Below are 12,812 nucleotides of genomic sequence, written 5' to 3' on the forward strand. Positions count from 1 at the left end.
CGCGCGCTCAGAAGGGCTCGCCGGGTTCTTCCGCGATCTCCAGGGCGCGGAAGGCCAGCCACAAGTCGTAACGGGCGCTCGGCGCCTGGAGCAACGAGCGCTGAAGCACTGATTCGAGGCGCGTGAGGCGCTTGCGCGCACCTGGCACCGATATGCCCAAGGCGGCGGCAGTGCCCGCGAGTTGGGCCTCGCAGTCGAGCCAGGCGCGGAGGGTGGTGCGCGGGTCGGAGGTGCTGCTCCGGGAGGCGCCCGCCCCGGCTATCGGACGCAACTGGTGCACCGCCCATTCCCGGACGGCCGGTCCGCGCAGGACGTCGTCCAGGGCGTCCAGTCGGCGCGCGAGGGGTGGTTGAGGTGTCTGAGGGACCTGGGGTGTCTGGGGTGTCTGAGGTGTCTGGAGTGTGGTGGGCGTTCGGGGCCAGGCGGGTGTGCGGGGTGCCGTAGGTGTGGCGCGGATGCGCAGGGCGAGGTCGAGGGCGGCCTGGTCGGCGAGCCGGTTCAGGTCGAGGTCGAGCAGTTCGCCGATCAGCCGCAGTCGCGCCGCGAGGGTGTTGCGGTGGATCTTCAGATGCTGGGTGGCGTGTGAGGAGAAGGCGAGCCAGGAGGAGAGCGTCGCCGTCAGTTCCTGGCTGCCCGGGTCGTGGCTGCGCCTCGGCACATGGGTGAGCAACGGGTTCAGGAGCGCGTCCGCCCACCGCGCACCGGCCGCGCCGACGACCAGGGCCGCCTCCGGCGCCGAACCGAACCGGGTGTGCCGGGTGAGCAGTCCGCGGGCCACGGCCAGGGCGTGGAACGCCTGGCGGTATCCGGTCGCCGTGTCGGACAGCGGCACGTCCTCGCTCGCCCCGACGACGCACTCGTCCACCACGTCGGCGACGCGGCGTCCGACCGGCGGGTCGGCCGCGTCCGGACCGGCCGGCACGACCAGGATCAGATGACGCGCGTACACCGGGCACCGCACAATCCAGGACCTGCCGCCGGAGATCTCCGCGCAGACCCGGGCCACTTCGTCGCGACGGCCCACAGGGCATTCCACGACGCAGACCCGTACCGGGTCGGGCAGTTCGGGCTTCAATGCCCCCGCGACCTGATGCGCGATGGACAGCTGGCCGGTCATGAGCAGGTGCAGTACCGCTTCCCGGTTGCGCGACTCCGCCAGATCGACGCGGCGGCGCGTGTGCTCCACGGTCTCCGCCGCCCAGCACATGGCGAGTGGTACGGCGATGTCGGAGACCAGCGTGGCCAGCCCTTCCGGCAGCGGGCGCGGGGCGACGACGGCCAGGAGCGGGGCGGCGGTGTCGGGCGGGCCGTCCAGGGGGAACAGCAGCACCGTGTGCGGCCCCTGGTCGAAGGAGAAGGAGCGCGCGCCGAGCGACGCCAGCTCCTTGGCGCCGTCGGCAGCCAGGGCGGCGGCCTCGACGGCCCACGCATCGCTCCCGGTGGCCGGGGTTCCGGTGGCCCCGCCGGCCCGTACGGCGGCGCCGGTGTCCGCGGCGCCGGTGTCCGATGCCGTCCGTGCTCCTGGCGCCGTCCGTGCCCCTGTCCCCGTGCCTGTTCCCGTTTCGCTCCGGGCTCCTGCACCGGTCCCGGTTCCCGTTCCGTTTCGGGCGGATGTCACCGCGTCGGTGCCGTCGGTGCCGTCCGTGGCCCTGGTCGCGCCGTGCAGGATGCCGCCGTCCGCGTCGAGCAGCCCGGCCCAGCCCTTGGCCCGGCCGGACACCCAGCGCAGGAGTTCGCGCGAGCCACCGGTCCGGGCCAGCCGGTACATCCTCATTACGTCGTCGGCCCGTTGCCGCCCGTGCACCTGTCCTCCGCTCATCGCGCCGCCGCGCTCCCGTGCTTCTGCGCCTCCGCGTCCACGCGCCCTTGCGCTTCGCGCTTCTGTGTCTCCGCGCGTCTGCGCCCGCCAAAATCGGAGCGCAGCGTACCGGTTTCACTGTGCGAACTGATACCTCGGGCGGCCCACGCAGTGCGAACTGAATCTTTCCGTCGTTTACCCGACGCCATAGAGTCCGAACACGGTTGCGGCGCCCTTCGGGGGAAGGGCACGGGGCCGACGGCAGCGGCTCACGGGGGTGGCCGCTGTCGTCGGCCGCGACTGTTCCTCCGTTTCCGGGCGGTTCCGGCCGCTTTCAGCCCCTTGCGGCATTTTCCGGCCCGCTGTCCGTAGCGGGTTCTTCGGCAGCCGCCTCTTCGGCAGTCGCTGCATCGGTCCGTTGTCAGTGGTGGTCTCCAAGGGCTGTCCCGTAATCCGTCGCGCACCCGCCAGGGAATACGGGACAGCCCTTGGAGTGCGCGCGGATAGGTGGGTCGGCGTCGCGGGGCGATGGGCGGCGCCCGGCGGCGTTGTCGTCGGTCGACGACTCCCCCATGGCCCGAAAGGCATGGGAGGGGGCCCCTTCGCGTCACCTCCCTCCTCCGCCTTGCCGGGCTTGCCCCTCGCCCCGCTCCTTCCTCCGCCCCACCTATGCGCGCGACCTCCAAGTCCGCGCTGCCGGTAGCGTTCCTGGTATGAGACTCGGAGTCCTCGACGTGGGTTCGAACACAGTGCACCTTCTGGTGGTGGACGCGCACCCCGGCGCCCGCCCGTTGCCGGCGCACTCGCACAAGGCGGAGCTGCGCCTGGCCGAACTCCTCGACGACGACGGAGCGATCGGCCCCGGCGGCGTGGACCGGCTGGTGGCCACGATCACCGACGCCCTCCAGGCCGCCGAGGACAAGGGGTGCGAGGACGTCCTGCCGTTCGCCACGTCCGCGGTGCGGGAGGCGAGCAACGCGGACCGGGTGCTGGCCCGGGTGCGGGAGGAGACGGGCGTCGACCTCGCCGTGCTCAGCGGCTCGGAGGAGGCGCGGCTCACCTTCCTCGCCGTGCGCCGCTGGTTCGGCTGGTCGGCGGGACGGCTGCTGGTCCTGGACATCGGGGGCGGCTCGCTGGAGGTCGCGTACGGCATCGACGAGGAACCGGACGCGGCGGCGTCGCTGCCGCTCGGGGCGGGCCGGCTGACCGCCGGATGGCTGCCGGGCGATCCGCCGGACCCGGCGGCCGTGAAGGCCCTGCGCCGCCACGTACGGGCCGGCATCGCCCGGAGCGTGGGGGAGTTCAACCGCCTCGGGCGTCCGGACCACGTCGTGGCCACGTCCAAGACGTTCAAGCAGCTCGCCAGGATCGCGGGCGCCGCGCGCTCCACCGACGGCCTGTACGTCCAGCGGGGGCTCACCCGCAAGGCGCTGGAGGAGTGGGTGCCGAGGCTCGCGGAGATGACCGTCGAACAGCGCGTCACGCTGCCCGGGGTCTCCGAGGGCCGGGCTCGGCAGCTGCTTGCCGGGGCGCTGGTCGCGGAGGGGGCCATGGACCTGTTCGGGGTCGACGAGCTGGAGATCTGCCCGTGGGCGCTGCGCGAGGGTGTCATCCTGCGCCGACTGGACCATCTGCCGGCGGAACGGGCCGCGCTGGGCCGGACCGGGGGCGAGCCGCGCCGGGGGACGAACCCGGCGGGGAGCGGTGAGCCCGGGCTCCGGCTGATCCCGTCCGAGGGCGATCCGGGCTCGGAGGCCGGGTAGGCGGCCCGCCCCGGACCGGGAGCCGGTCCGGCCCGGAGGCCGGAGGCCAGTGGCCGGTACCGTGTCCGGCACAGGGTCCGGCACAGGCGAGCGGCCCAGGTGTCCTTCGCCTGCCCCGCCTGCCCCGCCTGCCCCGCCTGCCCCGTCGGCCGGAGAGCCCGGAGGCCGCGTGGGCCGCACCGCTTCCCATGGACCTCGTCACTTTCCGCCGAGAGCTCTCGGCGGCACGTACCCGTGCCCGTACGCTGTCCCAGTGGCAGAACCAGTGGTGCGCGTCCCCGATGCGAAGGTCGCCCTGTCCACCGCCTCCGTCTACCCGGAGTCGACGGCGACGGCCTTCGAGATCGCCGGACGTCTCGGTTACGACGGTGTCGAGGTCATGGTGTGGACCGACCCCGTCAGCCAGGACATCGAGGCTTTGCGGCGGCTCTCGGACCACCACGGGGTACCGGTCCTCGCGGTCCACGCGCCCTGTCTGCTGATCACGCAGCGCGTCTGGTCCACCGATCCGTGGGTGAAGCTCCAGCGCGCCCGCGCCGCGGCGGAGAGGCTGGGGGCGACGACCGTCGTCGTCCACCCCCCGTTCCGCTGGCAGCGCGGATACGCGCGTGACTTCGTCACCGGGATCTGGCGCATGGCGGACGAGACCGATGTCCGGTTCGCCGTCGAGAACATGTACCCGTGGCGGTACCGGGACCGCGAGATGCTCGCGTACGCCCCCGACTGGGACGTCACCAACGACGACTACCGCCACTTCACCGTGGACCTCTCGCACACCGCGACGGCCCGCACGGACGGCATGGCCATGGTCGAACGGATGGGCGACCGGCTCGCCCACGTCCATCTCGCCGACGGCAAGGGCTCCAACAAGGACGAGCACCTGGTGCCCGGACGCGGCGACCAACCCTGCGCCGAACTCCTGGAGCATCTGGCCCGCAAGGGCTTCGGCGGCCACGTCGTCATCGAGGTCAACACCCGCCGCGCGATGTCCTCCGCCGAACGCGAGGCCGACCTGGCGGAGGCGCTCGCCTTCACCCGGCTCCACCTGGCGTCCTCCTCGACCGAGGTACCGCGCCACCGCCCGTGAACCAGTCCGGGCACTGAGCATCCCGTCCCGTATACCGGACAGAGTGTCCAGATCTTGGAGCCGTGGGCGTACGCTCGGAAACAGTCTTTTCATGTCGAAGGAGCGAGAGACGATGCCCCAGCTGAGGTCCCGCACTGTCACCCATGGCCGCAACATGGCGGGCGCCCGCGCCCTTATGCGGGCCTCGGGCGTAGCGAGCGAGGACATCGGCAAGCCGATCATCGCGGTCGCCAACTCCTTCACCGAGTTCGTCCCCGGCCACACCCACCTGGCCCCGGTCGGCCGGATCGTCTCCGAGGCCATCCGCGCCGCGGGCGCCGTGCCGCGCGAGTTCAACACGATCGCGGTCGACGACGGCATCGCGATGGGACACGGCGGAATGCTGTACAGCCTCCCCTCCCGCGACCTGATCGCCGACTCCGTCGAGTACATGGTCGAGGCGCACTGCGCGGACGCGCTGATCTGCATCTCCAACTGCGACAAGATCACCCCCGGCATGCTGATGGCCGCGATGCGCCTCAACATCCCGACGGTCTTCGTGTCCGGCGGCCCGATGGAGGCCGGCAGGGCCACCCTCGTCGACGGCACGGTCCGCAAGCTCGACCTGATCAACGCGATCAGCGACGCCGTGAACGAGAACGTCTCGGACGAGGACATCCTCCGCATCGAGGAGAACGCCTGCCCCACCTGCGGCAGCTGTTCCGGCATGTTCACCGCCAACTCGATGAACTGCCTGACCGAGGCCCTCGGCCTCTCCCTTCCCGGCAACGGCTCCGTCCTCGCCACGCACACCGCCCGCAGGGCGCTGTACGAGGGGGCCGGCCGCACGGTCGTCGAGATCACCAAGCGCCACTACGAGCAGGACGACGCGTCGGTCCTGCCCCGCTCCATCGGCACCCGTGCCGCGTTCGAGAACGCCATGGCGCTCGACATCGCCATGGGCGGCTCCACCAACACGATCCTGCACCTGCTCGCCGCCGCGCAGGAGGCCGAGCTGGACTACGACCTGACCGACATCGACGCGGTCTCGCGCCGCGTCCCGTGCCTCTCGAAGGTCGCGCCCAACATCGCCCCCGGCGGCACCTACTACATGGAGGACGTGCACCGGGCGGGCGGCATCCCCGCCATCCTCGGCGAACTGCACCGCGGCGGCCTGCTCAACGAGGACGTGCACGCGGTCCACTCCGACTCCCTCGCCCAGTGGCTGAAGGACTGGGACGTCCGCGGCGGCTCCCCGTCCCCCGAGGCCGTCGAGCTGTGGCACGCGGCCCCCGGATGCGTCCGTTCCGCGACCGCCTTCTCGCAGTCCGAGCGCTGGGAGTCCCTCGACCTGGACGCGGCAGGCGGCTGCATCCGCGACCTGGCGCACGCGTACTCCGAGGACGGCGGCCTCGCGGTCCTCAAGGGAAACCTCGCCGTGGACGGCTGCGTGGTGAAGACGGCGGGCGTCGACGAGTCGATCTGGACCTTCGAGGGCCCGGCCGTCGTCTGCGATTCGCAGGAGGAGGCCGTCGACAAGATCCTCCGCAAGGAGATCAAGGAGGGCGACGTCGTCGTCATCCGCTACGAGGGCCCGCGCGGCGGCCCCGGCATGCAGGAGATGCTCTACCCGACGTCCTTCCTCAAGGGCCGCGGCCTCGGCAAGAGCTGCGCCCTGGTGACCGACGGCCGCTTCTCCGGCGGTACGTCGGGCCTGTCCATCGGGCACGCTTCGCCGGAGGCCGCGTCCGGCGGCACGATCGCGTTCGTCGAGGACGGCGACCGGATCCGGATCGACATCCCGAACCGGTCGATCGAACTCCTCGTCCCCGAGGCCGAGCTGGCCGCCCGCCGCGAGGCACTGAACGGCGTGTACGCGCCGAAGAACCGGGACCGCAAGGTCAGCGCCGCGCTGCGCGCCTACGCGGCGATGGCGACCAGTGCGGACCGGGGCGCGGTGCGGGACGTGTCCAGGCTCGGCTGATCCGGCACCGCACGCGTAGCCGCGCCCGCGTGTACGCACACACGCGCAGGGCTCCCGAGGACCCCGCTCTCACCAGTGAGCGGGGTCCTCGCCGTCGACGGCGAACACGGACCCGTCCGGCGCGGTACCGAACACCGCGCGGCCCACGGCGACGGGCGCGGGCAGCTCCGACGCGTACGTGAGCGTGCCGTTTTGCAGCCGGGGACCCGTCTGCCCCAGCAGCTTCCCGTGCTCGGTGTCCACGGCGAGCAGTCGCCCGTCGGCCGCCGAGAAGTACAGCCGGTCCGGCCGGCCGCTCCCCTCCCCGGCGGCGAGGACGGGCGCCGATGTCCGCCCCGCCGCGGTCTCCAGCTGCCAGCGAACCGTTCCGCCACCGTCCGGGCGCAGACCGACGGCGACCAGGGTTCCGCCCCGGGCCAGCAGATAGGCGGTGTCCCCGCCCACCACGGCCTCCGGTTCGTTCATCCGGAACGGCAGTTCCACCCGCGTGACGCGCCGCCGCTCCGGGTCGTAGCGGACGAGCCCGACCGTCTGGGCGTCCTCGTTCATCGACGTCAGGACGAGCGCGCCGTCCGCGGTTCCCACCGGAGTGAGCATGCCGTCCAGCCGGCGCTGCCACTCCGCGCGGCCCGATGCCGCGTCGACGGCGGTGACGAGCGTGGTCGCCCCGTCGGCCGAGTGCTCGAAGGCGTAGGCCAGCCCCGGCCCGCCGTCGTAGAGCGCGTAGTCGGGCCGCTGGTGGCCCGGGACGGCGCGCCGCCAGCGGGAGACGCCGGTCGCGGAGTCGAGTGCCTCGGTCGTGCCGTCCTCGGCGGTCAGCAGCAGGGTGTCGCCCGCGGCGAAGGGGACGCCGAGGTACGGGGAGAGATCCGCCTCCCAGACCCGCTCGCCCTTCGCGGGGTCGTACGCGCGTACCTTCCGGCCCGGCACCGCCGTGTGCACCAGACCGCCGGAGACCGACACCACGGAGGCCACCGGGCCGGTCCCGGCGGAGCGACGGGACCACAGCACCCGGCCGTCCTCCGGGTCCAGCCGGGCGACCGCGACGCCGGCCGCGGCGCAGTACAGCGCGGCGGCCGGCCCGGACGTCCCCTCGGCGGCGTTCCCGTCTCCTGCGTCTCCTGTGTCCCCGGCGTCGCCGGTGTCCCCCGTGTCTCCCGTGCCCTGTGCCGCGTACGCGTGGCAGACCGGTGTGGAACCTCCCGTGGCCGGGGGCGTGGCCGGGAGCGGGGTCCGCCACGGCGCGGACACGGACACCGCCGGGGCCTTCGCCCGGTCCGCCCCGCCCGAGCCGCCCGTCGCGGCGAACGCCCACACCCCGCCGGCGCCGAGGGCGATCAGCGCGGCGGCGACCACCGGCCACCGCCACCGCCTGCCGCCGCCGACGGCCGCGTCGGAGTCCCGCCCGGCCGTACGCGCACTCACATGCGTGTCGGCCTCCGTGCCCGCCCCGGCGTCGCCGGCCCCGGCCCACGTGCCCACGCCCGCGGCCCCGGCGCCCTCCCGCGCCACCGCCGCCTCCTTCGGGGGCCGTTCCGTACGACGCCGCTGTGTCGGCACGAACGCGGCGGCCTCGTACGAGGGAGGACGCAGCTCCGTCATGACCTCGTCCGGGGTGGGCCGCTGCGCGGGCTCCTTCGCCAGGCACCGGGCGATCAACGGGGCCAGGTCCCCGGGCACCCCCGCCAGATCGGCCTCGTCGTGCACCACCTGGTAGGCCACGATGTACGGGCTGTCGGAATCGAAGGGCCCCCGGCCGGTCGCCGCGTGGACGAGCACGGACCCCAGCGCGAACACGTCTGCGGCGGGCCCGACCTCGCGCGGCCGCTGGAACTGCTCGGGCGCCATGTACGGCGGCGAGCCGATCAGCTTGCCCGTCTCGGTGCGCAGATCACTGTCGTACGGGCGGGAGATCCCGAAGTCGATGACCTTGGGCCCGGAGTCGGAGAGCAGGACATTGCTCGGCTTGAGGTCGCGGTGGATCACCCCGGCCCGATGGATGTCGCGCAGCGCCTCGGCCAGTCCCGCTGTCAGCCTGCGCAACTCGGCAGGGGCCATCGGACCGTTCCGCTTCACCTGGTCCGAGAGCGTGGGGCCGGGCACGTACAACGTGGCCATCCAGGGCCGTGCGGCATCCGGATCGGCATCGACGACCGGTGCGGTGAACGCCCCGCTGACCCGCCGTGCCGCCCCGACCTCCTGCCGGAAGCGCGCCCTGAACTCGGGATCCGCGGAGTAGTGCTCGTGCACCACCTTGACTGCGAGCTGAAGTCCCGAAGCGGAACGCGCCAGGTGCACCACGCCCATGCCGCCCGCGCCGAGACGTGCTTCAAGGCGGTACTGGCCGGCGTACTCCGGATGTTCCGCTTCCGGATCGGTACCGGCATCTCGCAGCGGCGGCATCGCCCACCCCCGTGTGTTCGTCCGCGAGCGCGACGCACGGAGCCTAGTCGATGGTGCGTGCGATGAGGGTGGGGGCTTGTAGCCTGCGCGTCGTACACCTCGTACACATCGATTCTCGACGGGGGAGGGCCGCACGGCCATGGAAGAGCACACGGAAGAACACACCGGGACGACCACGGACGCCGTGGCGGAGGGCGCGGCCGAGGAGGCGGCGACGCTCGCGGGCGACGACGTCCCCCGCTACCCGATCGCACCCGGGTACCGCGTCAACGTCCGCAGGGGGCCGGGTACCCAGTACGGCATCGTCCGGACGCTCCCGTACGGAATGAAGGTCCCGGTCTACTGCCAGAAGGCGGGAGAGCGCGTCACCGGCCCGTACGGCACCTCGAACATCTGGGACAACATCGCCAACGGCCAGTTCGTGGCGGACGTCTATGTCCGCACGGGAAGCGATGGCTACATCGCCCCGCGCTGCGACTGACCACCGACCACCGACCGCAGGCAGCGAGCACGGACACGACCGCGGCAACGGCCTGGCCGGGACGGGAACGTCCCGGGACGGACGGGGCGGGTACGGCCCGGGGATAATCGATTCCGTGAGCGACAACAGCGAAGCCCCCGGCGCCGGCGCCGCCGCCAGGTCCGGCGGCGCCGAGCAGCCCCGTTCCACCGCGCCCGGCCCGCAGCCCGAGCCCCTGCCCTTCTTCGGTACGACCTGGGTCGACCACGACGGGGGCTACGGGCTGCGCCGCGTCGGGGCGGCGGTCGGCTCGCTCGTCGCCACGGTCGCCGCGTGCTTCGTGCTCCGCTTCGCCCACCAGGGGCTGGAGATCGCCGACGTCGGCAACGTCGTCGGCGTCCTGGTGGTCGTGATGTTCGCGATCTGCAGCGCCATCGCCTTCCGCAAGACCTGGGAGGGATTCGGCCGACGGCCCGCCGACCCGGCGCGCGAGGCGAGCTTGCGCGGACTGAAGACGATCGGCTTCATCGGCTCGCTGCTCGCCTACTTCCTCCGTACGTTCATGGAGGCGCCGGGCGAGCGGCTGCGCCGCACCGAGTACGAGGAGGCCCTGGCCGGCTACGCGAAGCGCCGCTCGGCCCGTACCGGAAACCCGGCCGCCCGCAAGGGCGCCAAGGGCAGGCGCCCGAAGCGGAAGTAGCCCCGCTCACGGACCCGGTCCCGGTACAGGAACGGGCCGCCCCGGCACGGAATCGGACCGGCCCCGGCGAAAAGCCCGGCGGGCGACGCCAGGATGGACCAGGATTCCCCCATGCCGCCTTCCGACACCGCACGCACCCCCGCAGTCAGGTCCGCAGCTGCCGCCGGGGGCACTCCGGCAGGCATCGCCGAGGACGCCGCCCCGCCCCGCGCGCTCTCCTTCGACCGCGCCGCCGCCCGGTACGCCGCGGCCCGCCCCGGATATCCGCCCGCCCTCTTCGACGCCGTCGAGGAACTGGCCGGGCGTCCCCTGCGCGGTGCTCGCACCGTCGACGTGGGCGCGGGCACCGGCATCGCCACCCGGCTGCTCCTCGACCGGGGCGCCCAGGTCCTCGCCGTCGAACCGGGCCCCGGCATGGCGGGCCAACTGCACCGGACGCTCCCGCACGTCCCGGTCGTGCGCGGCGACGGCGACCGGCTGCCCCTCGCCACGGCCTGCGCCGACCTGATCACGTACGCCCAGTCCTGGCACTGGACGGACCCGCGCCTGTCCGCCCCCGAGGCCCTGCGCGTCCTGCGCCCCGGCGGCGCGCTCGCCCTCTGGTGGAACGTCTCCGACCACTCCACCCCATGGATCGCCGAGCAGGACGTCCGCCTGCGCCGCTTCTTCGGCGTCGACAGGAGCGCCCACGGTTCGCCGGACCACTCCCCGCGTCTGCCTCCCGAGTTCGGCCAGGTGCACCGCTCGGTGTCCTGGGCCCGGACGGTCTCCCTCGACACCCACCTCGCCAACCTCGGTACCCACTCCGCCTTCCTCGTCCTCGGCGACGAGGCCGCGCGACGGTTCCTCCACGAGGAGCGCGAGCGGCTGTCGGAGCTCTTCCCGGACGGCACGGTCGAGGAGAGCTACGTGGTCGAGCTGGTCGTGGCGATCCGCCCGTAGCGACTCCTCTCCACGGTGCGAGGATGACGCCAGCACCACCACGACCACCGACCACCGCGCACCGACGAACGAACGCGACGAGCGTCGCGAGCACAGCCCGGAGGGTGAACCACATGACCCAGACAGTCGCCGTCCTCGGCACCGGCAAGATCGGGGAGGCCCTCCTCAGCGGCATGATCCGGGCGGGCTGGCGTCCGGCGGACCTGCTGGTCACCACCCGTCGCTCCGAACGCGCCCGGGAACTGCACGACCGCTACGGCGTCGACTCCGTCGGCAACGCCGAGGCGGCCAAGCGCGCCGACATCCTCATCCTCGCGGTGAAGCCCCAGGACATGGGCCGGCTGCTCGACGAACTGGCCGCGCACGTCACCGCCGACCACCTGGTCATCAGCGCCGCAGCGGGCATCACCACCGCGTTCATCGAGGACCGCCTCGCCGCGAACACCCCCGTCGTACGCGTCATGCCGAACACCCCCGTCCTCGTCGACGAGGGCATGTCCGTCATCTCCGCGGGCAGCCACGCCACCACCGAACATCTCGCCGCCGCCGAGGCGATCTTCGGCGGTGTCGGCAAGACCCTGCGCGTGCCGGAGTCCCAGCAGGACGCGGCCACCGCCCTCTCCGGCTCGGGCCCCGCATACTTCTACTTCCTCGTCGAGGCGATGACCGACGCCGGAATCCTGCTCGGCCTGCCCCGCGCCCAGGCCCATGAACTGATCGTCCAGGCCGCCATCGGCGCCGCCGTGATGCTCCGCGACAGCGGCGAGCACCCGGTCAAGCTCCGCGAGGCCGTCACCAGCCCGGCCGGCACCACCATCAGCGCCATCCGCGAGCTGGAGAACCACGGCGTCCGCGCCGCGCTCATCGCCGCCCTCGAAGCCGCCCGCGACCGCAGCCGCGAACTCGCCTCGGGCAACGGCTGAACCCGGGCCGGCCGACGGGCGCCCGGCCGCCTCGATCAGCTCCGCGCTCCGCACCACCTCCGCGAAGCCACCGCCGCGCAAGGACACGGCGGTGGCCCGCGCCGGTTCGTCCGCGCCGGCCGCCGCCCCACGGCCCGACCAGGTCGAAGGTGCACGTCGCGTCCAGCCCGAACGAAACCTCGTACCCGAGGCTCCTGCCCATCCGCGCCGTCGTCTCCGCGCACATGCCGGTCCGGATTCCGGCCGCTGCGATCTGCCGCACCCCGCCCCGGTCCAGCCACTCCCCGAGAGCGGGTGTCCCGTGGAAGACGGGTCGCCCGCCGCTCCGGCTTCGGCAGTGAGATCACTGCGCGCCAGCACTTCGCGACCCACCTCTCCATCAGCCCCCGTGACTACCGCCGGGCCTTGCTCCGCACCCTTGACCAGCCGGAGGTTGACACTGCCTGCCCACATCCGTAAGGTTCTCCGAGTTGTCCGACGCGAGCGCCGACCCGGTCGGTCCCCGGACAGCCATTCCGCAGTAACCACATTCGGTCGACGACACCTGTCGTCATGCCGCTTGTGTGTATGTGTGAAATGAGGAATCCGCGTTCCGAGGAACGCGACCCCGATTAGCGTCGAGGCCTGTGATTCCGCTAAAGTCTCGCTCGCCGGAAGGGCCCGACAGCCCCGAACGCAAATCCCGCTGACTGGGAATCAGGCCCGAAAGGATCTGATAGAGTCGGAACCGCCGAAAGGGAAAAGCGCGAAAGCGTGGGACCTGGAAGGCGAAC

General features: G+C 72.8%; 10 protein-coding genes. 7 read left to right on the forward strand and 3 right to left on the reverse strand.

Annotated elements, in window-relative coordinates; genetic code table 11:
- Nucleotides 1–7: 7 nt before the first annotated feature.
- Complete coding sequence (locus ACFYXM_RS31980; RefSeq protein ID WP_389294641.1) at nucleotides 8–1,819, reverse strand: helix-turn-helix domain-containing protein; 1,812 nt, start codon at nucleotides 1,817–1,819, stop codon at nucleotides 8–10.
- 692 nt (nucleotides 1,820–2,511) lie between these two features.
- On the opposite strand from ACFYXM_RS31980, the gene ACFYXM_RS31985 reads away from it, so the two are divergent.
- From ACFYXM_RS31985 to ilvD, 3 genes are all read left to right on the forward strand, one after another.
- Nucleotides 2,512–3,561: a Ppx/GppA family phosphatase gene (locus ACFYXM_RS31985; RefSeq protein ID WP_389294643.1), complete on the forward strand. Its 1,050-nt coding sequence runs from the start codon at nucleotides 2,512–2,514 to the stop codon at nucleotides 3,559–3,561.
- A 253-nt stretch (nucleotides 3,562–3,814) separates the two neighbouring features.
- The gene (locus ACFYXM_RS31990; RefSeq protein WP_389294645.1) at nucleotides 3,815–4,648 is read left to right on the forward strand and encodes a sugar phosphate isomerase/epimerase family protein; all 834 of its coding nucleotides are present in this window, start codon (nucleotides 3,815–3,817) and stop codon (nucleotides 4,646–4,648) included.
- Between the two features lie 112 nt (nucleotides 4,649–4,760).
- Nucleotides 4,761–6,611 (forward strand): dihydroxy-acid dehydratase, encoded by a 1,851-nt coding sequence (gene ilvD / locus ACFYXM_RS31995; RefSeq protein ID WP_389294660.1) that lies wholly within the window; start codon nucleotides 4,761–4,763, stop codon nucleotides 6,609–6,611.
- Nucleotides 6,612–6,680: 69 nt separating this feature from the next.
- Here ilvD and ACFYXM_RS32000 read toward each other — a convergent pair whose 3' ends face one another.
- The gene (locus ACFYXM_RS32000) at nucleotides 6,681–9,014 is read right to left on the reverse strand and encodes a PQQ-binding-like beta-propeller repeat protein (RefSeq protein WP_389294647.1); all 2,334 of its coding nucleotides are present in this window, start codon (nucleotides 9,012–9,014) and stop codon (nucleotides 6,681–6,683) included.
- Between the two features lie 139 nt (nucleotides 9,015–9,153).
- Here ACFYXM_RS32000 and ACFYXM_RS32005 point away from each other — a divergent pair, with 139 nt between their 5' ends.
- From ACFYXM_RS32005 to proC, 4 genes are all read left to right on the forward strand, one after another.
- Nucleotides 9,154–9,495 carry an SH3 domain-containing protein gene (locus tag ACFYXM_RS32005; RefSeq protein WP_389294649.1) on the forward strand — a complete coding sequence of 114 codons (342 nt, stop codon included), beginning with the start codon at nucleotides 9,154–9,156 and terminating at the stop codon, nucleotides 9,493–9,495.
- 115 nt (nucleotides 9,496–9,610) lie between these two features.
- Nucleotides 9,611–10,174, forward strand: a complete 564-nt coding sequence (locus tag ACFYXM_RS32010) for a hypothetical protein (protein ID WP_389294651.1) — start codon at nucleotides 9,611–9,613, stop codon at nucleotides 10,172–10,174.
- Nucleotides 10,175–10,285: 111 nt separating this feature from the next.
- Nucleotides 10,286–11,116 (forward strand): class I SAM-dependent methyltransferase, encoded by an 831-nt coding sequence (locus tag ACFYXM_RS32015; protein WP_389294653.1) that lies wholly within the window; start codon nucleotides 10,286–10,288, stop codon nucleotides 11,114–11,116.
- A 113-nt stretch (nucleotides 11,117–11,229) separates the two neighbouring features.
- On the forward strand, nucleotides 11,230–12,039 hold the full coding sequence (gene proC, locus ACFYXM_RS32020; protein ID WP_389294654.1) for a pyrroline-5-carboxylate reductase: 810 nt from the start codon (nucleotides 11,230–11,232) through the stop codon (nucleotides 12,037–12,039).
- On the opposite strand, the gene ACFYXM_RS32025 is transcribed toward proC, so the two are convergent.
- On the reverse strand, nucleotides 11,978–12,301 hold the full coding sequence (locus tag ACFYXM_RS32025; RefSeq protein WP_389294656.1) for a hypothetical protein: 324 nt from the start codon (nucleotides 12,299–12,301) through the stop codon (nucleotides 11,978–11,980). The two genes, proC and ACFYXM_RS32025, sit on opposite strands and share 62 nt — an antisense overlap.
- Nucleotides 12,302–12,812: the final 511 nt, after the last annotated feature.

Origin of the sequence: Streptomyces sp. NPDC002476, from assembly GCF_042889785.1 — a bacterium.
Taxonomy (GTDB): domain Bacteria; phylum Actinomycetota; class Actinomycetes; order Streptomycetales; family Streptomycetaceae; genus Streptomyces.